Origin of the sequence: Pseudomonas sp. DWP2-2, from assembly GCF_049897065.1 — a bacterium.
Taxonomy (GTDB): domain Bacteria; phylum Pseudomonadota; class Gammaproteobacteria; order Pseudomonadales; family Pseudomonadaceae; genus Aquipseudomonas; species Aquipseudomonas paracarnis.
Genome location: NZ_JAFCVN010000002.1, coordinates 58,226 through 76,965, shown reverse-complemented (window position 1 = coordinate 76,965; position 18,740 = coordinate 58,226). Strand labels below are relative to the sequence as shown.

The 18,740-nt window shown below is 61.3% G+C and carries 19 protein-coding genes; 9 read left to right on the top strand and 10 right to left on the bottom strand.

Annotated elements, in window-relative coordinates; translation table 11 throughout:
- Window positions 1–173: 173 nt before the first annotated feature.
- Complete coding sequence (locus ACP7CZ_RS04340; protein WP_003188840.1) at window positions 174–455, bottom strand: HU family DNA-binding protein; 282 nt, start codon at window positions 453–455, stop codon at window positions 174–176.
- 396 nt (window positions 456–851) lie between these two features.
- On the opposite strand from ACP7CZ_RS04340, the gene yejK reads away from it, so the two are divergent.
- Both yejK and ACP7CZ_RS04330 read left to right on the top strand, forming a co-directional pair.
- Entirely contained in the window at window positions 852–1,856 is a 1,005-nt protein-coding gene (gene yejK, locus ACP7CZ_RS04335) for a nucleoid-associated protein YejK (protein WP_294163957.1), read from the top strand.
- Window positions 1,856–2,206, top strand: coding sequence for a glutaredoxin family protein (locus ACP7CZ_RS04330; protein WP_054897748.1), 351 nt, complete (start codon window positions 1,856–1,858; stop codon window positions 2,204–2,206). The genes yejK and ACP7CZ_RS04330 overlap by 1 nt, the downstream gene beginning before the upstream one ends.
- Window positions 2,207–2,436: 230 nt before the next feature.
- Here ACP7CZ_RS04330 and ACP7CZ_RS04325 read toward each other — a convergent pair whose 3' ends face one another.
- From ACP7CZ_RS04325 to ACP7CZ_RS04305, 5 genes are read right to left on the bottom strand one after another with little or no spacing between them, the layout of a single operon-like run.
- A complete protein-coding gene (locus ACP7CZ_RS04325) occupies window positions 2,437–3,414 on the bottom strand; it encodes a FecR family protein (protein ID WP_294163954.1) in 978 nt (325 codons plus the stop codon).
- Window positions 3,411–3,989 carry an RNA polymerase sigma factor gene (locus ACP7CZ_RS04320; RefSeq protein ID WP_054897746.1) on the bottom strand — a complete coding sequence of 193 codons (579 nt, stop codon included), beginning with the start codon at window positions 3,987–3,989 and terminating at the stop codon, window positions 3,411–3,413. The genes ACP7CZ_RS04325 and ACP7CZ_RS04320 overlap by 4 nt, the downstream gene beginning before the upstream one ends.
- Before the next feature lie 7 nt (window positions 3,990–3,996).
- Window positions 3,997–4,323 (bottom strand): DUF3325 domain-containing protein, encoded by a 327-nt coding sequence (locus ACP7CZ_RS04315; protein WP_034128665.1) that lies wholly within the window; start codon window positions 4,321–4,323, stop codon window positions 3,997–3,999.
- Window positions 4,323–5,897, bottom strand: coding sequence for a PepSY-associated TM helix domain-containing protein (locus ACP7CZ_RS04310; RefSeq protein ID WP_054897745.1), 1,575 nt, complete (start codon window positions 5,895–5,897; stop codon window positions 4,323–4,325). Before ACP7CZ_RS04310 ends, ACP7CZ_RS04315 begins: the two co-directional genes overlap by 1 nt.
- Entirely contained in the window at window positions 5,894–6,196 is a 303-nt protein-coding gene (locus ACP7CZ_RS04305) for a DUF3649 domain-containing protein (protein WP_014717062.1), read from the bottom strand. Before ACP7CZ_RS04305 ends, ACP7CZ_RS04310 begins: the two co-directional genes overlap by 4 nt.
- A 171-nt stretch (window positions 6,197–6,367) precedes the next feature.
- Between ACP7CZ_RS04305 and ACP7CZ_RS04300 the strand changes: the two genes are divergently transcribed.
- From ACP7CZ_RS04300 to fecA, 3 genes are all read left to right on the top strand, one after another.
- The gene (locus ACP7CZ_RS04300; RefSeq protein WP_014717061.1) at window positions 6,368–6,856 is read left to right on the top strand and encodes a sigma-70 family RNA polymerase sigma factor; all 489 of its coding nucleotides are present in this window, start codon (window positions 6,368–6,370) and stop codon (window positions 6,854–6,856) included.
- On the top strand, window positions 6,853–7,791 hold the full coding sequence (locus ACP7CZ_RS04295; RefSeq protein ID WP_294163951.1) for a FecR domain-containing protein: 939 nt from the start codon (window positions 6,853–6,855) through the stop codon (window positions 7,789–7,791). Before ACP7CZ_RS04300 ends, ACP7CZ_RS04295 begins: the two co-directional genes overlap by 4 nt.
- A 221-nt stretch (window positions 7,792–8,012) precedes the next feature.
- The gene (gene fecA / locus ACP7CZ_RS04290) at window positions 8,013–10,349 is read left to right on the top strand and encodes a TonB-dependent Fe(3+) dicitrate receptor FecA (protein ID WP_426173775.1); all 2,337 of its coding nucleotides are present in this window, start codon (window positions 8,013–8,015) and stop codon (window positions 10,347–10,349) included.
- 132 nt (window positions 10,350–10,481) lie between these two features.
- Here fecA and ACP7CZ_RS04285 read toward each other — a convergent pair whose 3' ends face one another.
- Window positions 10,482–11,354 (bottom strand): LysR family transcriptional regulator, encoded by an 873-nt coding sequence (locus tag ACP7CZ_RS04285; protein ID WP_294163947.1) that lies wholly within the window; start codon window positions 11,352–11,354, stop codon window positions 10,482–10,484.
- A 104-nt stretch (window positions 11,355–11,458) separates the two neighbouring features.
- Between ACP7CZ_RS04285 and ACP7CZ_RS04280 the strand changes: the two genes are divergently transcribed.
- Window positions 11,459–12,970, top strand: coding sequence for an MFS transporter (locus tag ACP7CZ_RS04280; protein ID WP_294163945.1), 1,512 nt, complete (start codon window positions 11,459–11,461; stop codon window positions 12,968–12,970).
- A gap of 56 nt (window positions 12,971–13,026) precedes the next feature.
- Here the strand turns inward: ACP7CZ_RS04280 and ACP7CZ_RS04275 are convergent, their stop codons facing one another.
- On the bottom strand, window positions 13,027–13,437 hold the full coding sequence (locus ACP7CZ_RS04275) for an HPF/RaiA family ribosome-associated protein (protein WP_003188815.1): 411 nt from the start codon (window positions 13,435–13,437) through the stop codon (window positions 13,027–13,029).
- 213 nt (window positions 13,438–13,650) lie between these two features.
- Window positions 13,651–14,598 carry a LysR substrate-binding domain-containing protein gene (locus tag ACP7CZ_RS04270; protein ID WP_034128671.1) on the bottom strand — a complete coding sequence of 316 codons (948 nt, stop codon included), beginning with the start codon at window positions 14,596–14,598 and terminating at the stop codon, window positions 13,651–13,653.
- Between the two features lie 137 nt (window positions 14,599–14,735).
- On the opposite strand from ACP7CZ_RS04270, the gene ACP7CZ_RS04265 reads away from it, so the two are divergent.
- From ACP7CZ_RS04265 to ACP7CZ_RS04255, 3 genes are all read left to right on the top strand, one after another.
- The gene (locus tag ACP7CZ_RS04265) at window positions 14,736–16,112 is read left to right on the top strand and encodes an L-serine ammonia-lyase (protein WP_054897739.1); all 1,377 of its coding nucleotides are present in this window, start codon (window positions 14,736–14,738) and stop codon (window positions 16,110–16,112) included.
- A 61-nt stretch (window positions 16,113–16,173) separates the two neighbouring features.
- Window positions 16,174–17,463: a serine/threonine transporter gene (locus ACP7CZ_RS04260; protein ID WP_098949493.1), complete on the top strand. Its 1,290-nt coding sequence runs from the start codon at window positions 16,174–16,176 to the stop codon at window positions 17,461–17,463.
- 277 nt (window positions 17,464–17,740) lie between these two features.
- Window positions 17,741–18,058, top strand: a complete 318-nt coding sequence (locus tag ACP7CZ_RS04255; RefSeq protein WP_034128674.1) for a DUF3509 domain-containing protein — start codon at window positions 17,741–17,743, stop codon at window positions 18,056–18,058.
- Here ACP7CZ_RS04255 and ACP7CZ_RS04250 read toward each other — a convergent pair.
- On the bottom strand, window positions 18,055–18,543 hold the full coding sequence (locus ACP7CZ_RS04250; protein ID WP_003188808.1) for a phosphate-starvation-inducible protein PsiE: 489 nt from the start codon (window positions 18,541–18,543) through the stop codon (window positions 18,055–18,057). The two genes, ACP7CZ_RS04255 and ACP7CZ_RS04250, sit on opposite strands and share 4 nt — an antisense overlap.
- Window positions 18,544–18,740: the final 197 nt, after the last annotated feature.

Here is an 18,740-nt window from a genome sequence, read left to right as displayed (position 1 = left end):
TGGCGAGGGAGCTTGCTCCCGCTGGAGTGCGCAGCGCTCCCAGGATTTTGGGGCCGCTGCGCTGCCCAGCGGGAGCAAGCTCCCTCGCCACAATAACCGCGCTCTACAATAAAATCGCAGGCAATAAAAAACCGTGCCCGGATCACTCCGAAGCACGGTTTTTTTGCTGCGTCTTACTTGTTAACAGCGTCGGTCAGGCCTTTAGCCACAACCAGCTTGATAACTTTCTTGGCAGCGATTTCGATGGCAGCGCCAGTCGAAGGGTTACGGCCAGTACGGGCAGGACGCTCGGTCACTTTCAGTTTGCCAACGCCTGGCAGAGTGATTTCGCCGCCATTTTCCAGCTGATCAGCAACAACTTGGCTCAGTTGGTCCAGCAGAGCGCGCACGGTAGTTTTCGGTGCGTCTACTGCTTCAGCCAGGTCAGCGATCAGTTGGTCTTTAGTAATAGCCATTGTGGTGTTCCTTCCCTATCAAATTCATATGGATTGCAGAGTGCAGTGTCAGCCGTCGAGCCCGACCGTCATGGCCTGGCATCCCCGGCCATAACCACGGAGATCGGGGTTATAGATGCTTGAAACGGGGATTGGTTCGACCTGACAAATGCTGAATGCACGCTTAACGCCGAGACTTGGCGTAAGACGGGGCAAAACTAGCACAGAGACGGGGAAATATCCGCCTCAACATACCCATTTGGTCAGCTTTATCGCTCTAAACCGTGAAAAAAAGGCATATGGCCAGTGGGAGGGCGTGCAAAATGCCGTTCGGGGCACGTCTTGACCAATGGGTGCGGTACACTGGGCGACTTTTCGGGGAGGCCAACCGCTCCCCTTCAACCAGCCGAGAAGCCTATGCCGATCCGTCATTGCATCGTCCACCTGATCGACAAAAAACCCGACGGCACACCCGCAGTTCTTCACGCCCGCGACTCGGAGCTGTCCGAGTCCGCCGCCATCGAGAACATGCTTGCCGACCTCAACGAGAGCTACAACGCCAAACAAGGCAAGGCCTGGGGTTTCTTCCATGCCGAGTCCGGCGCGCACCCGTTCAGCGGTTGGTTGAAGGAATACTTTGACGGTGGCCAGGACTTCACCACCTTCAGCCGCACAGCGGTAGAGCACCTGCAAAAGCTGATGGAGGAATCCAACCTCTCCACCGGCGGCCATGTGCTGTTTGCCCATTACCAGCAAGGCATGACCGACTACCTGGCCATCGCCCTGCTGCACCACAGCGAAGGCGTGGCGGTGACCGACGAGCTGGACGTGACGTCCTCGCGCCACCTGGACCTGGGCCAGTTGCACCTGGCGGCGCGTATCAACGTCTCCGAGTGGCAGAACAACAAGCAGTCCAAGCAGTACATCTCCTTTATCAAGGGTAAGAACGGCAAGAAGGTCTCGGAGTACTTCCGCGACTTTATCGGCTGCCAGGAAGGCGTCGACGGCCCGGGCGAAACCCGCACCCTGCTCAAGGCGTTCAGTGACTTCGTCGAGAGCGAAGACCTGCCCGACGAGTCCGCCCGCGAGAAAACCAAGACCCTGGTGGACTACGCCAGCAGCCAAGCCAAGCTCGGCGAACCCATGGGCCTGGAAGAGCTCTCGGGCCTGATCGATGAAGACCGGCCAAAAGCCTTCTACGACCATATCCGCAACAAGGATTACGGCCTGTCGCCGGAGATTCCGGCCGACAAACGCACCCTCAACCAGTTCCGCCGCTTCACCGGGCGCGCCGAGGGCCTGTCCATCAGCTTTGAAGCGCACCTGCTGGGCGACAAGATCGAGTACGACGAAGCCGCCGGCACCTTGATCATCAAGGGCCTGCCGACCCAACTGACCGACCAGCTCAAGCGCCGTAACTGATGCTGGGCGGGGTGCTCAAGAAAGTCCTGCTGGTATTGCTGGTGGTGGTTGCGATCCAGAACTGGGGCAAGGTGGAGCGGCTGTTCAACCCGTCCCAGGTGGCGCCCGAGCGCGTACGTGCCTCTGCGCGGGTGGTGCTCTATGCCACCGAGTGGTGTGGGTACTGCAAGCAGATCCGGCGTTTTCTGGACCAGAAGGGTATCCCGTACCAAGCCGTCGATATCGAAAAGGATGCCAAGGCGCGCAAGGCGTATGAGGCGCTGGGCGGTGGCGGGATTCCGTTTGTGGACGTGAACGGCACCTTGATTCGCGACTACAACCCCGAAGCAATCATGGCCGCCCTGAAGTAACACCCAATCAAATGTAGGAGCTGGCTTGCCTGCGATGGCGGTGTAACAGGTTCAATACCTGTGACTGACACACCGCTATCGCAGGCAAGCCAGCTCCCACACAAGTCTGCTCTGCGCATCGAGCTCTGGGGTGTGATTTAAAATTGGCCTCCAGCGACACCATCGCCGAGCGTGTCGAGCTGAGGTATTTCTTGCCTGACAGATTCAGCAGCGAAAACCCCAACGCAGCCCTAGCGCAGCACAATCATGCGGCCCAACAGGCTGTGCTGTTCAAAACCCAGCACCGCTTGCAAGGCGTTCAAGACCGCTACAGGGTCCTGGCTCGGAAAGCTGCCGCTGACGCGTTTGGCGGCCATGTCCTCGTTAAGCAGAAGAATTCGACCGGGGTAATAACGCCTCAGGTCCTCGACCACATCGGCCAGGGGGGCCTTGTAGTAGTTGAGCCAACCCTCGCGCCAGGCCAGGCGTGAGGCGCTGTCGACCCCATGCAAAGGGTCGGCAATACCGTCGGCGTAGGCCACTTGCTGGCCCGCTGTCAGCACCTGTTGCTGGCCCTGTTTGGAGGGCGTCACGCCCACACGGCCGGACAGCACAGTGACCTCGGCGCCGTCAGGTTGCAGGCGCACTTCAAACTGCGTGCCCATTACCCGCGTTTCACCGCCGCTCGCCTCCACCACGAAGGGTTGGCCGGTGTGGGTCACGCTGAAAAAACCTGCACCACGGCGCAATTGGATGTGCCGTTCGCCCTGGCTGAAATCCACGGCGATGGCGCTGTCGGCGTCGAGGGTGACCTTGGATTGATCGGCCAGGGTGAAGGTCTTCACCTCCCCCGGCGCCGTCACATAATCGGCGCCCCACTCATCGACCCAGCGTGACGGCTGCCAACCGACGCCCATCGACACCATCAGCAGCAAGCAGGCGGCGACGGCCAAGGCACCAGACCAACGCGCTACCCGGGAGCGTTTGGAGGCGTTGATCGTGTTGAGGTAGCCCTGCAACGCGAGCGCGTCCTCGTCGGCCAGCTGGCGCGCCGGTACTTCGCTTAATTCCCAGAGCACCTGGGCTTGGGAGTATGCCTCGACGTGTGCGGGATCTGCGCGTAACCAGCGGCTGAACGTGGCCTGGTCGCCGCTGCTGGGCTGGTCATGCAGCAGGCACAACCAATCGAGCGCGGCCTGTTCCTGGGCGGGCGTGGGCGTGACGTTCACGGGGCGTTCCCTGGCGTGCGTGGAGGCGATGGTTCGCGAAGGCTGGCCTTGCAGGCTTCGAGGGCGCGCATCATATGTTTTTCCACGGCGCTTTGGGACAGGCCCATGGCCTTGGCAATTTCGGTGTACTTGCGCCCGTGGATGCGGTTAAGCAGGAAAATCTGGCGGGTGCGCTCGGGCAAGCTGCGCAAGGCGGCTTCCACATGACGCAGATCATTGCCCGCCTCCAGCGCTGCCTGGGGTTCGCAGCCTTGGTGGTCGGATTGTTCCGGTAGCCAGCCTTCGCTGCTGCGCGCCCGTGCGCTTTCGCTGCGCAGGTGGTCGATGGCGATGTTGCCGGCGCAGCGCAGCAGGTAGGTGCTCAGCTCTTCGACCTGCACCAGCGGGCGACGCCAGAAGCGCAGGAACAGATCCTGCACCAGGTCGGCTGCCGTGGCGCGGCAACCCACACGGCGGCTGACCAACGCCTCCATTTGCGAGCGCTGGGACAAAAACACCTGCAGGAAATGCGCGCGTCCACCCGCTGCATCCGGGTGCGGAGTGTCCTGAGAAGATTGCGGTGGTTGGGTCCTCATGGCCGGCTCAAGAGAGGGCGAACGCCGCAACAGGGCTGGCCAGAAGAGCGAGCCCCGCGAGGATCAAGGCCAGCCTCGGCCGATACGGCAACAGCAACACCAGTAGCAAGGCGCTGAGCATCAACACCGCGCACCACTCCACCAGGCCCTGACTCCAACCGGCGCCCAGCACCGACGGCCAGATCGACACGCCCAGCAGCAACCAACCGCCCACCCGCAACCCCAAGCGCCGAATGGGCGTGGGTTTGCTGTGCAGCAGTTCGCCGTGGTGACGGTCGGTGGACAAGCACAGTGCCATGAACCCGGCGTAGCACATCAAAAGCGCCAGAAGCATCAGTTGGCCTGCTGCTTGAGTGTTAACCCGCGGGCACGCTCGGCCTTGGGTAGCGGCGCGCTGCGGTGGTGCATCGTCCAGGCTGCCCAGGCGAGGAACACGCCACTCGCCAGGCAGGTGAGGTCGAAGCCGGCCATGGCCCAGTCGCCACTTGGCACGGAGACGCCCAAGTGGTGCGAGGTGGTGATGGCGTTAAGCAATGGAATGGCGGCAAACAATAGCGCGCCGAGGCTCAGTTGCTCGACCCAGCCCTGGCGACCGGGCCGCAGCAAGGCGTGCAACAGGCTCAGGCCCCAGGCGATAAAGAACGCCTGCACTTCCCAGTCCGAACGCTCAGTGAAGCTCACCGGCAGCAGGCGGTTGGCCCAGAAAAACGCTGCAATGGCGATCATCAATCCGGACATGCTGGCGATATTCAGCACCTCCACCAAACGCAGTTCAAAGGGCATCACCGAGGCCTTGGCGTGTTTGAGCTGACGTTTGCCCAGCCAGATCACCAAGCCTGTGCCGATCATCGCCGTGCCCGCCAGGCCGCAGATAAAGTACAGCCAGCGCAGCACCGGGCCGGCGAAATGGCCCATGTGCAAACCGTAGAAACTGCCACCAACGACCGCTGGCAACGATGGCTCGGCACTGGCCCGCAACAGCTCGCCAGTGGTGCCGCTAAACGACAACGTACTGCCCGACGCATGCACTACGCTGTCGGAGCCGGCGCGGAACACATTGACCGAGGCGTTGACATCGCCAGGGTTGTTGACCGCCACACGCCCTACATGACCACCTGCCCACTGCTCCCGCGCCTGCTGGTACATCGGCATCAACGGCAGCAGTTTGCCCGGCTGGCCGAGGGCCGGCGCATTGTCAGTAGCGGGGAACAGCTCACTGAAAAACGCCCGGCTGTCGTCACCGTAGGACGCCACGATGGGCGCGGGCATGACCATGCTCATGAAAATCACCAGGCTGCTGTAGGTGATCATCAGGTGAAACGGCAGCACCAGCACACCCACCGCGTTATGCCCGTCCAGCCAGGAGCGCTGGCCTTTGCGCGGGCGGAAGGTGAAGAAGTCCTTGAAGATTTTCTTGTGGGTGATGATGCCCGTGATCAGCGCGACGAACATCACCATGGCAGCGATGGTCGACAGCCAGCGGCCCCACGGGTAAGGCATTTGCAGTTGGAAGTGGAAGCGATAGAAGAACTCACCGCCCTTGCTTTCCCGGGCCTGCACCGGTTGGCCGGTGACGGGGTCGAGGACTTTCTGGATGAAAGTGCCGCGCTTGCCGGGCTCGACCTTGTCTTGCCACATCACCGACAAGCCGGGGTCGCGGCGGTTCGGCAAGGTAATGAACCAGCGTGCGGCGGTAGGCGCCTGCTGTTGCAGATAGTTTTGCGCGACGGCGAGGCTGCGCTCATCGTCCAGGGGATGGGCCTGCACTTCGGGCTGCATCCAGTGGGTTATTTCATCTTTGAAATAGGCCAGGGTGCCGGTCAGGAAAATCGCGAACAGCAGCCAGCCGAAGATCAAGCCTGCCCAGGTGTGCAGCCAGGCCATGGCCTGGCGAAAGCCCTCTTTCATGTGCGAGCCATCCAAAAACCGATGCCGGCCAGGGTGGCCAAGAGTGCGCTCGGCACCATCACCCCTGCCCAGGCGCGCCATGCCGTGCGGCAGGCAAAACACCAGAGCACCGCCAGCAGGTAGAACACAAAGGAACTCATCATGCCGGTGACCACCGCATCGGCACGGGAGGTGGGCAGCCAGAGCGCCAGGCAAATGGCGGCCAGGGAAGCCATCAGGTAACCGCCAATCACCGCCGCCAGCACGCGCGAGGTGACGGCGAGGCGGTAGGACACGGGCAATGAGGTTTTGCTTTTCATGCGGCAGGCGCCTGGTTCATCAGCGCGCAATATTAATGATAAATATTCTCATAAGCAAAAGAGAACGGATGAATCACCTGCCCTGGCCGATTGCCGAACCCTGTCATGCACCCTACAATGCGAACAATTCTTGTTCTCTAAAGCATGTCGAATGCTTGTGGAGTGATCGCGTTGCAGCCGTCCAACCCCGTCGAAGTGTTGTACAACGACCATCACCACTGGCTCACCGGCTGGTTGCGACGCAAGCTCGGCTGCCCGGAAAACGCCGCCGACCTGGCTCAGGACACCTTTATCCGCGTGCTCAGTGCCCGGGAAGCGCCAACGCTGATCGAGCCACGCGCCTTCCTCACCACCGTGGCCAAGCGTGTGCTGTTCAACTTCTACCGCCGCCAGGACCTGGAGCGCGCCTACCTCGAGGCCTTGGCGCAGATGCCCGAACACGTGGCGCCGTCGGAAGAAGACCGCGCAATCATCCTGCAGACCCTGCTGGAACTGGACCAACTGCTCGACGGCTTGCCCAAGCAGGTCAAACGCGCCTTCCTGCTGGCCCAACTCGACGGCCTGACCTACGCGCAAATCGGCGCGCAACTGGGCATCTCCATCGCCACGGTCAAACGCCACCTGACCAAAGCGGCCATGCGCTGCTACTTCGCCCTATGAATGTCTCCAGCCAAGTCGCCGAACAAGCCGTGCACTGGTTGCTGGAAATGCAGCAAGGCGCGCTCAACCCACGCCAGCAGGCGGCCTGGCAGCAATGGTTGAATGCCCACAGCGAACACCAACGCGCGTGGGAGCAGATCCAGCGCGTCAACCAACGCCTGCGCGGCGTGCCCTCGCCCCTGGCCCACGCGGCGTTGAACGCGCCCACCTCCACCAGCCGGCGTCAGGCGCTTAAATTGCTGTTGATTCTGGGTGCCGGTTCGGCCGCCTGGAGCCTGCGCCAGCAACATATCTTGCCGCCGTTGACGGCTGACTATCGCAGCCCGGTGGGCCAGCGCCGCACAGTACAACTGGCCGACGGCAGCCAGTTGCAGCTCAACACCGGCAGCGCGGTGGATGTGCATTTCGACGGCCAACAGCGCCTGGTGCGCCTGCTTGAAGGTGAAATCCTGCTCACCGCCCGTGCAGGCCAGGCGCCGTTGCACGTGCTGACCGGCCAGGGCCTGCTCAGCAGCCCGGCGGCGCGCTTGACTGTGCGCCAGTTCAACGACCACACCCAACTGGCGGTACTGGCCGGTCAGGTCGAGGTGATGCCCAACCGCTACAACGGCCTGCCGCTTAGTGTCGACGCCGCGCACCAAGTCAATTTCACCCGCAAAGGCTGGGACACCCCGCGCCCCACCGACGCCAACAGCGGCGCCTGGGCCGACGGCATGCTGGTGGCCGCACACATGCGCCTGGAAGACTTCCTCAATGAATTGGGACGCTACCGTCGCGGCCAGCTCCATTGCGATCCACAAGTCGCCAACCTGCTGCTGTCCGGCAGTTACCCACTGGATGACAGCGAACGCATCCTCGACCTGCTGGAGATCAGCCTGCCGGTGAAAGTGCGGCGCTTTACCCGTTATTGGGTGACCGTGCAGGCACGTGCGTGATGCATAGCGCTTTTTGTAGGAGCGAGCTTGCTCGCGAAAAACCTCAACCCACCGCGTTAAACCAGACAACCCGCGTGATCGTTGACGACCTTCGCGAGCAAGCTCGCTCCTACAGTGGGCGGTGAGCTCGAAATATTTTTTGCAGCTGTGAGCCGTTTTCCGCACCTGGCGTGACAGAGAAGGAAAGCCACCTTGATCCTTCCTTCTCAGGACCGCCCTTCATGCCCCAGCACCCGACGCTTCTCGCCCGTACACTGCGCCAACTCCTGCTCGGTGCCAGCCTCAGCCTGACCACACTGCCGGCGGTGATGGCAGCCGACGCCAAGGCGTACCATATCGCCCCGACCACCCTGGAAGCGGCCCTGAATCAATTCGGTCGCGAAGCCGGCGTACTGGTGTCCTTCGGCTCCGCCGTGACGGCAGGGATGCAAAGCCCTGGGTTATCGGGCAGCTACAGCACTGCCGAGGGCCTGCAAAAACTACTGGAGGGCACCGGCCTGCAAGCCCGCGCCGAGGGGGATAACGCCTACAGCCTGCAACCGGCCGGCGCCCCCTCCACACAGGAGTTGCAGACCTCCAACGTGGTCGGCGACTGGCTCGGTGACGCGGCGCAAACCAACGTGTTCGAACACCCCGGCGCCCGAGATGTGATCCGCCGTGAAGAATTCGAACGCCAGGGCGCCACCCAGGCCCGCGATGTGCTCAACCGCATCCCTGGCGTCAACGCCCCGGACAACAACGGCACCGGTAGCCACGACATGGCACTGAACTTCGGCATTCGCGGGCTCAACCCGCGCCTGGCGTCGCGCTCCACCGTGCTGATGGATGGCATCCCGGTGCCCTTCGCGCCTTACGGCCAGCCGCAACTCTCCTTCGCGCCGATCAGCATGGGCAATATGGACGCGGTGGATGTAGTACGTGGCGGCGGTGCGGTGCGCTATGGCCCGCAAAACGTCGGTGGCATCGTCAACTTCGTCACCCGTGCCATCCCGGATGCGCCGACGGTCAAGGGTGGTTTGCAGACCGAGACCAGCCCCTCCTCCAGCCACGACGGCTTCAAGACCACCGGCAACTTGCTGGCTGGCGGCACCGCCGACAATGGGTTGGGTGGCGCGCTGCTGTACTCCGGCACCCGCGGCGGCGACTGGCGCGAAAACAGCAACACGCGCATCGACGACCTGATCCTCAAGGGCAAATACCAGTTGGACGACGCCAATAGCTTCAACGCCATGGCGCAGTACTACGAAGGCCAGGCCGACATGCCGGGCGGTTTGAACGTCAAGGACTACAAGGCTGATCCGTACCAGTCCACCCGCCCGTATGACAAGTTCTGGGGCCGCCGCACGATGTTCAATGTGGGCTATCGCTACGAGCAGGACCGCCGCGAATTCACGGTCAACAGTTTCTTCACCAAGACCCTGCGCAGCGGCTACCTGGACCAAGGCAGCTTCCTGTCGCTGTCGCCACGGGAATATTGGGTACGTGGCCTGGAAACGCGCTTCGCCCAGGGCTTCGACCTCGGCCCCACCAGCCACGAAGTGGGTGTTGGCTACCGCTACATCAATGAAGCCGGCCACGAGCTGCGCTACCGCACGCCGATTGCCGTCAACCAGCAAATCCCCACCACCAACAGCCGCAACGACCGCGACACGCGCGGCGGCACCGAAGCCAATGCGTTCTTCATCGACGACCGCATCGACATCGGCAAGTGGACCATCACCCCAGGCATTCGCTACGAGATGATCGAGTCCCAGCAGACTAACAACCTGAGCAACGTCAAATACAAGGGCGACTACAACACCGCACTGCCAGCGCTGAACGTGCTCTATCACCTCACCGATGATTGGAACCTCTACGCCAACACCGAAGGCTCGTTCGGCAGCGTGCAGTACAGCCAGATGCCCAACCGTGTGAACAGCGGCGAAGTGAAACCGGAAAAAGCCCGCACCTGGGAACTCGGCACGCGCTACGACAACGGCAGCTTGCGCGCAGAAATCGGCGCATTCCTGATCAACTTCGACAACCAGTACGACAGCAACCAGACCAACGACACCGTGATCGCACGCGGTGAAACGCGTCACCAGGGCATCGAGTCGAGCATCAACTACGCCCTCGACGGCCTGAGCCCCGCACTGGCCGGCTTTGATGTGTACGCCACCTACGCCTATGTGGACGCGACCATCCGCGAAGACGGCCCCAACAAAGGCAACCGTGTGCCCTTCTCCTCCAAGCACAAAGGCACCCTCGGCGTGGGTTACACCGAAGGCCCATGGAAGCTGAATGTGGACAGCAGCTACCAGAGCAGCCAGTTTGCCGATAATGCCAACACCCAGGCCGAAAGCGCCGACGGTGCCAATGGGCGCATCCCCGGCTACATGCTGTTCAGCAGCCGCGCAGCCTACGATTTCGGCCCGCAGTTGTCGGACTTGAATGTGGCGGTGGGGGTGAAGAACATCTTCAACAAGCAGTACTACACCCGCTCGTTCGACGACAACAACAAGGGCAAGTATGTGGGTGAGCCGCGTACGGTGTATGTGCAAACCTCTATCGCGTTCTAACTGTATTTTGTAGGAGCGAGCTTGCTCGCGAAAAACTCACAGGCGCCGCGTTCATTCAGCAAACACGCGTTATCGTTGACGTTTTTCGCGAGCAAGCTCGCTCCTACAGATGGTTTTCAGTATGTTCAGGATCTAACTGCCCGCCAGGCAACTCGGGGTGGCCGCCACCAACGCGTCAATGGCACACCGCGTCTTGGCCGGCATATGCGCCGCCGTCGGCCAGATCACATGGATCGGCGCAGGTTGCTCACGGTAGCTGGGCAGCACGGCTTGCAACTGCCCGCGCAGCGCATAGTGGGCAATCAACCAACTCGGCAACCAGGCCAGGCCTACGCCCGCGATGGCGGCATCGGCTACCGCCTGGAGGTCGTCCACGATCAAGGGCGAAGCCAGGCGCGAGCGCTGCGCGGTGTTGCTGCGGTAGGCAATGCCACGATGAGCGGCCAGGTCTTCGATACTGCCAATAGCACCCTTGCGCTGCAAATACGCCGGCGACGCTGCCAGCCCCATGACCTGCTGACCCAAGAGGCGCGCACTCAGGCGGTCGGTGTCGGGCAACGGGCCGATGCGCACGGCCATATCGAAGCCTTCCTGCACCAAGTCGATCATGCGGTCGGAAAAACAAAGGTCGATTTCCAGTTCCGGATAACGATCCAGCAAGGCCCACAACGCTGGCGCGGCATAGTGATGCCCAAACGCCAGGGGCACACTCACTCGCAAACGCCCGCGAGGTTGCTGGCGGCCGCTTGCCAACACGGACTCGGCGGCCTCCAGCTCTGCCAATGCGCGCAGGCAATGCTCGTAGTACGCCTGCCCGTCCTCGGTCAACCGCTGGCGCCGGGTGGAACGCTGTAACAGGCACGTGCCCAGGCGCGCCTCCAGACGCGCCAGGCCCTTGCCCACCGCAGAACGCGTGAGGCTCAGGCGTTCGGCGGCTTCGGTGAGGTTGCCGCTTTCAACAATCTGCAGAAAGAGTTCCACACCATCAAAACGTGGGGTAGCCATGCTTAATTGTCGCCCTCTATTCCCTTGTTCAAGGAAAAATTATCGCCAATAAAGAACCTGATTCCCGAGAGAATAGCCCCTCCCGCTTTCGAAAGGAATGTCGTATGCCCCGCGCCGCCGCACTCTCGGCCCTCACTCCCCCGCGCACCGCCAGGAACGGCCTGGCCCTCACCGCCGTCTGCCTGGTGGCCCTGATGTTCGGCCTGGAAATCTCCAGCGTGCCGGTCATCCTGCCGACGCTGGAACAGGAACTGGGCACGGGCTTTCAAGACGCCCAATGGATCATGAATGCCTACACCCTGGCCTGCACCAGCGTGCTGATGGCGGCGGGGACCTTGGCGGATCGCTTCGGTCGTCGGCGTGTGCTGGTGATGTGTCTGTGGGTATTCGCCGTGGCCTCGCTGGCCTGTGGCTTGGCCAACGATGCGCCGACAGTGATCGCGGCGCGTTTCGTCCAGGGCATTGGCGCCGGGGCCATGATGATTTGCCAATTTGCGATCTTGTCCCATCAGTTCCGCGAACCGGCGGCGCGTGCGCGGGCCTTTGCGATATGGGGCGTGATCGCTGGCGTGGGCCTGGGTTTCGGACCGATGGTGGGAGCCATGATCCTGGCCGTGGCGGACTGGCGCTGGGTGTTCCTGGTGCATGTACCGCTGACCCTGTTCACCTTGGCGTTGTTGCATATCAGCGTGCAGGAGTCCCGCGATCCGGCCAACCATCGCCTCGACATCGCCGGCATGCTGACCATGACACTCACGGTGTTTGCACTGGTTTATTTCATCACCCAGGGCAGCGAAATCGGCTTTTGCGCCCCGGCGATGCTCGGCTGGGCTGGCCTGTCGGTCTTCGGGCTGCTGCTGTTTATCTTGATTGAGCGGCGCAGCGCCCATCCGATGTTCGACTTCTCGGTGTTCCGCATCCAACGTTTCAATGGCGCGTTGATGGGCTCGATCGGCATGAACTTCAGCTTCTGGCCGTTCATGATTTACCTGCCGTTGTACTTCCAGGCGGGCCTGGGTTACGACACGCTGACCACAGGCGCCGCCTTGCTCGCCTACACCTTGCCGACTTTGCTGGTACCGCCGCTGGCCGAACGCCTGGCCCTACGCTTTGGCGCCGAACGCATCATTCCCCTGGGCCTGGGGGTAATGGGCGCAGGGTTCATGGGAATGGCCGCCGTTAATTACGCCGAACAACCCAGCACGGCGCTGGTGCTGCTCAGTTGCGTGATCGCCGGTATCGGACTGGCGTTGACCAATTCGCCGACCACCAACACCACCACCGGCTCCGTCTCGAATGACCGCGCAGGCATGGCCTCGGGCATCGACTTCAGCGCACGGCTGATCACCCTGGCGCTCAATATCGCGCTGATGGGCCTTGTGTTGTTGTTAGGGATCAGCCACAACCTGGCCCATGTGCTGCCTGACAGCACGGCAATGGAGTGGGCAAGCCTCAGCCAGCATATTGCCGCCGGCAAGTTGGATGCGCCGGGGCTGACCATTCTGGATGCGCAAATAGCACTGCGCAGCGGCGCCGGCTGGGCCATGCTGTTTGCGGGGTTGGGCGCCTGCGGGCTGGCGCTGCTGAGCCGGCATTTCTTCCGGCGCGAGCGCTGAACGAAAAACGGGCCTGCATGTGCAGGCCCGTTTTCATTGGGGGAATGAAAAAACAATCAGCCGTTAATGGCAGCGTTTTCGTTTTCCAGGAATTCCTCTTCCAAAGCGTCTTCGTTCACTTTGTTGATTGGCTGGTTTTTACCGGCAGCGCGCGGCTTGCCTTGCAGTTTGCCAAACAGATGTTCCAGCGCGTGGTCGAGCTTGACTGCGGCGCCATCGATCGCTTGCTCCAGCGTATCGGCTTTATGGCACACGGAAACTGGTTGATGGCCCTTTGGCCGTGCTTCCAGGCGGCAACTCAAATCGTGAGGGCCGGGCTTGTCGCCGTTCTCGTCTCGCAGGTAGACCTCTACACGGGTCAGGTCTTCTTCGTAGCGTTCGAGCGTGCTCTCAATGGTAGTACGTACCCACTCCTCCAGTCGGATGCTGCTTTCAATATGGTTATCGCTATTGACTTGGATTTGCATAGTTCTTCCCTTATTTCAGCTAGCTCGCCAGAGGTCACAAACTGCAACACCGGGGTGGTGAAACCATGACCTCTTGATTACACAATTGAGCACCTGCTGAAACATTTCAACCCCTTTGCAAAGATAAATCCTACATTACAAATTAACCCTGACGACGAGCAAAAACGCTGGTAGGGTGGGGAGTTAGTTACAACTTCTTACGTTCTGTTTTCCTCACAATTGCCCCTCTCCCAACGGGTGCAAGCTGCGAAAAACCCCCGCTTCCTCCACCAGCCAGTCATGCACCGCACGCACGCCCGGATGGTTCAACGCGCCCGGCGCATACAGCAGCACGTAGCGTTTATGGTTGGGCACGGCCAGGCCGAACGGCACGATCAAGGTGCCGCGCTCCAGCTCATCGTTCAGCAAGGTGCGCCGCGCAATCGCCACGCCCATGCCGGCGATGGCGGCTTCGATAGTCAGGTGATTGCGGTTGAAGGTGTGCCCGCGCCGTACGTCGGCACCGTGGTAGCCGATGGCATTGAGGTAAAACTCCCATTCGGCATATTCATAACTCCCACGCCAGGCCGTGATGTCGTGCAGCAGCGGGAAATGGGCCAGGTCCGCCGGGCCATGCAAGGGTGGGCGGCCACGCAACAGGCTGGGGGCGCACACCGGGAATATCTGTTCGTCCAACAGGGCTGTGGATAACAAGCCAGGGTAGCTGCCGTCGTTGAGGTCGATGGCCAGGTCGAAGTCGCCTTCATGCAGGGCGATGCTGCTGTCTTCGGCGACCATGCGCAGTTGAATGTCCGGAAAACGCTGCTGAAAACGCGGCAGACGCGGGGTCAGCCACTTGCCCAGAAACGAGGGGATAGAACGCAGGCGCAAGGTGCCGCTGATCATCCCGGCGTCCAGGCGCTGCAGTTCGGCATCAATGCTGCCATAAGCCTCACCCACCACGGCCGCCAGGCGCTGCCCCTCGGCGCTGAGTTCAACGCCTCGCGCACGCCGATGAAACAGTCGAAAGCCCAGGCGCTCTTCTAACTGGCGAATTTGTTGGCTCACCGCTCCCGGCGTGATGTGCAGTTCCTCGGCGCAGCGGGTGAACGATAGATGCCGCGCAGCGCAGGAAAACACATGCAGCCAGACATAGGTCTGGCCATGGAGGGGGCGAGTCATAGCGTTTAGTCCTGCTAAAGGGTGTCTTAGGATAATTCGTTGGTCAGTACCGATCCAGAGGCTCAGTATCGCGCCAATTCCGCCTGCTCTACAAAACATGGCAGCGATTTCTACTCCATTGCTTGTAAGGCTTTAGCATGGCTATCAGTGTTTTCGATCTATTCAAGGTGGGCATCGGCCCTTCCAGCTCCCACACCGTTGGCCCGATGCGCGCTGCCGCGACATTCGCCCAAGCCCTGACCGACCTGCATTTGCTCAGCCAAACCCGTCGCGTCGAAGTGCGCCTGTATGGCTCGCTGTCCGCTACCGGTGTCGGCCATGCCACCGACCGCGCCTGTGTCATGGGCTTGATGGGTGAATGGCCAGATCGCGTCGACCCCACCTCGATCAATGCGCGTATCCAGCAACTGCGCGAGTCCGGCCAATTGCTGCTGGCGGGCTCTCAGGCAATTGCTTTCAACTGGCACACCGACTTGCTGCTGCTGGACGAAAGCCTGCCGTACCACCCCAACGCCATGTCCTTGCACGCCTATGGCGACAGCGGCCTGCTGAGCGAACAAACCTATTACTCGGTGGGCGGTGGTTTCATCATCGAAGCCGCCGAAGCTGCATCAGGCATTGCGCCGACCAGCGACGTGCAATTGCCCTACGACTTTTCCAGCGCCGTAGAACTGCTGGCCTTGTGCAACAAGCACGGCCTGCGGGTATCCGAGCTGATGATGGCCAACGAACGGGCGTGGCGCAGCGATGAAGATATCCGCAGCGGCCTGCTGCATATCTGGTCGGTGATGCGCGAGTGCGTGGAACAGGGCCTGCGCGATGAAGGCATCCTGCCCGGTGGCCTGGATGTGCCCCGTCGCGCCGCGAAGTTGCATCGCAACCTGTTGGAAATCGGTAAGCCCAACGTGATCACCTCGACCTTGTCGGCGATGGAATGGGTCAACCTGTTCGCCCTCGCCGTCAACGAAGAAAACGCCGCTGGCGGGCGCATGGTCACCGCCCCGACCAATGGCGCGGCCGGGATTATCCCGGCAGTGCTGCATTACTACATGAAATTCAACGCCGACGCGTCTGACGACGACGTGGTCAATTTCTTCCTGGCCGCCGCTGCCGTCGGCATCCTCTGCAAGAAAAACGCCTCCATCTCCGGCGCCGAAGTTGGCTGCCAGGGCGAAGTGGGCTCGGCCTGTGCCATGGCCGCCGCAGGCCTGGCCGATATCCTCGGTGCCACCCCGGAGCAACTGGAAAACGCTGCCGAAATCGGCCTGGAACACAACCTCGGCCTGACCTGCGACCCGGTCGGTGGCCTGGTGCAGGTGCCGTGCATCGAGCGCAATGCCATTGCGGCGGTCAAGGCGATCAACGCCACGCAGATGGCCCTGCGCGGCGACGGCAAACACTTCATCTCCCTCGACCGGGTCATCCGCACCATGCGCGATACCGGCGCCGATATGCATGACAAATACAAAGAAACTTCACGGGGCGGCCTGGCGGTCAGCTGGGTGGAGTGCTGATCGGAGCACTGCTACCCGCCCCAACGTGAGCCCGCGCAAAAATAATAACGAGGCAATACCGATGACTGATGTACGTACACCTGCTGCCGAAAATCCCGATGTCAGAGAAAACACAGTAACCACCGGTTGGACCAAACACGACACCACCTGGATGCTCGGCCTCTACGGCACCGCCATCGGCGCGGGCACCCTGTTCCTGCCGATCAATGCCGGCGTCGGTGGTTTCTGGCCGCTGATCGTGCTGGCGCTGCTGGCCTTTCCGATGACCTTCTTCGCCCACCGTGGGCTGACGCGCTTTGTGCTGTCGGGCAAATCCGGCGACATCACCGAAGTGGTCGAGGAACACTTTGGTGTCGGCGCCGGCAAGCTGATCACCCTGCTGTATTTCTTTGCGATCTTCCCGATCCTGCTGGTGTACAGCGTGGCGCTGACCAACACCCTGGGCAGTTTCATGGAGCACCAATTGCACATGGCGCCGCCGCCACGGGCGATTCTGTCGCTGGTGCTGATCCTCGGCCTGATGGCCATTGTGCGCTGTGGCCAGGGCGTGATCGTCAAGGCCATGAGCGTGCTGGTGTACCCCTTCGTTGCCGCCTTGCTGCTGCTGGCATTCAGCCTGATTCCCAACTGGAACGGCGCGTTCTTCGCCTCGGCCAGCGAAGGCATGCCGCTGCCGCTGTTCTTCAAAACGCTGTGGCTGGCGATCCCGGTGATGGTGTTCTCGTTCAACCATTCGCCGATCATCTCCGCCTTTGCCGTGGACCAGAAGCGCGTCTACGGCGCCCAGGCCGAGCGCAAAAGCAGCGGCATCCTGGCCACCGCCCACGGCATGATGGTGCTGACCGTGATGTTCTTCTGCTTCAGCTGCGTGCTGGCGCTGTCACCGGCTGACCTGGCCGCGGCCAAGGCGCAGAACATCTCGATCCTGTCGTACCTGGCCAACCACTTCCAGACGCCGGTGATTGCCTACGCCGCACCGTTGATCGCGCTGGTGGCAATTACCAAGTCCTTCCTGGGTCACTACATTGGTGCCAGCGAAGGCTTCCAGGGGCTAATCGTCAAATCCCTGCGTGGGCGCAACCGTTCGATGTCGGCGAAATGGCTGGAACGCTGCACCGCGTTGTTCATGGTGCTGACCTGCTGGGCCGTGGCCACCTTCAACCCGAGCATCCTGGGCATGATCGAAACCATGGGCGGGCCGATCATCGCGTGCCTGCTGTTCCTGATGCCGATGTACGCGATTCGCCGCGTGCCATCTTTGCGCCAGTATTCAGGCCAGGCATCGAATGTATTTGTGGTGGTGATCGGGCTGATTGCGCTGTCTGCGATCGTTTTTTCCGTGATGCCCTGAATTAGCTCACTGATCTCCAAAAACAGCACAAAAAATGTGGGAGCGGGCTTGCTCGCGATTGCGGTCCTTCAGCCAAGTACTTGTTGGCTGATACACCGCAATCGCGGGCAAGCCCGCTCCCACATTTGAATATCTATGTCGGGTAAATCGCTGTACGGCACGCCCTTTGCTGTAGAACTTTTGAGGAAAACGGAATTTGGCCAGTGGTCAGGCAATGCGAACTAATCCCGACACCGGCCGTCAATGACTGCATGTTCTTATCAGGCGGTAACGCACCATGGACAATCCTTTTCAGATCATCACCGACACGTTCAGCCCCCAATACCGCGTCAACCTGAGCATCCAAAGGCTGGACGGCAGCATCATGCTCACCCTGTCTGACGAGACTGGCGTGGTGGCCAAGCGCATGATCAGCGCCGAACAACGCAACGACCCGCAGCGCCTCAGGCGCCTGGTGCAAAGCATCCAGTTCGGCATCGCCATCGAACAGGGCCACAGCGCCGTGGAAATTCTGGAGCTGATGACGGACGGCGACAGCCACAAACTCCTGCAGCGACCGCCCGCCCGTACCCTGCCCTTCAGCGTCGGGCTTTAAAGCTCGCCCTTCTCGGTCTCCAGGCTCGCCTCGCCCTTGCGACGCGGGCTTTCGACCTTCACCGAAGGGAAGGCCGACGATGCGTAGCGCACCACCAGGATCGCAAACGCCAACAGCAAAATGCCGCCGCACAGGTAGATGATGCCCACGTCCGGCGGGTTGTGGTGCGACACGTTGGAGATCAGCAAACGCGTGAGCGCAGTGATCGCCACGTAGATCAGGAAGCGCACCGGCATGTGGTTGGTCTTGAAGTAAATCCCGACCATGGCACCCAATTCCAGGTAGATGAACAGCAGCAAGATGTCATCGATCTTGATATGGCCGTTCTCCAGCATCCCCAGAAATTCCATCACCGCCGCCCAGGCGGTCACCGCACCAATGGCGAACAGCGCCAGGTAATGGAACGACTCGACAAACAGATTACCCAGCGACTCGGCCAGCCCGTGTACTTGCTGACGCAGCCTTTCGGCCCAATTGATTTTCACGATGATGCTTCCTTAGGTCGGCTCGACCGGATAATGCGGGGTGGACGTGACGGTTGTTCTGCATGCAGAAAAAAGGCCAGGGCTGGGGAATAAGATGGTGGCCGTGTGACACGAGGCACTTAAATTACCCCCCGATCGTTCCCACGCTCCGGATGGGAACCCCGCCTGGGACGCTCCGCGTCCCTCAGACCTGCTCG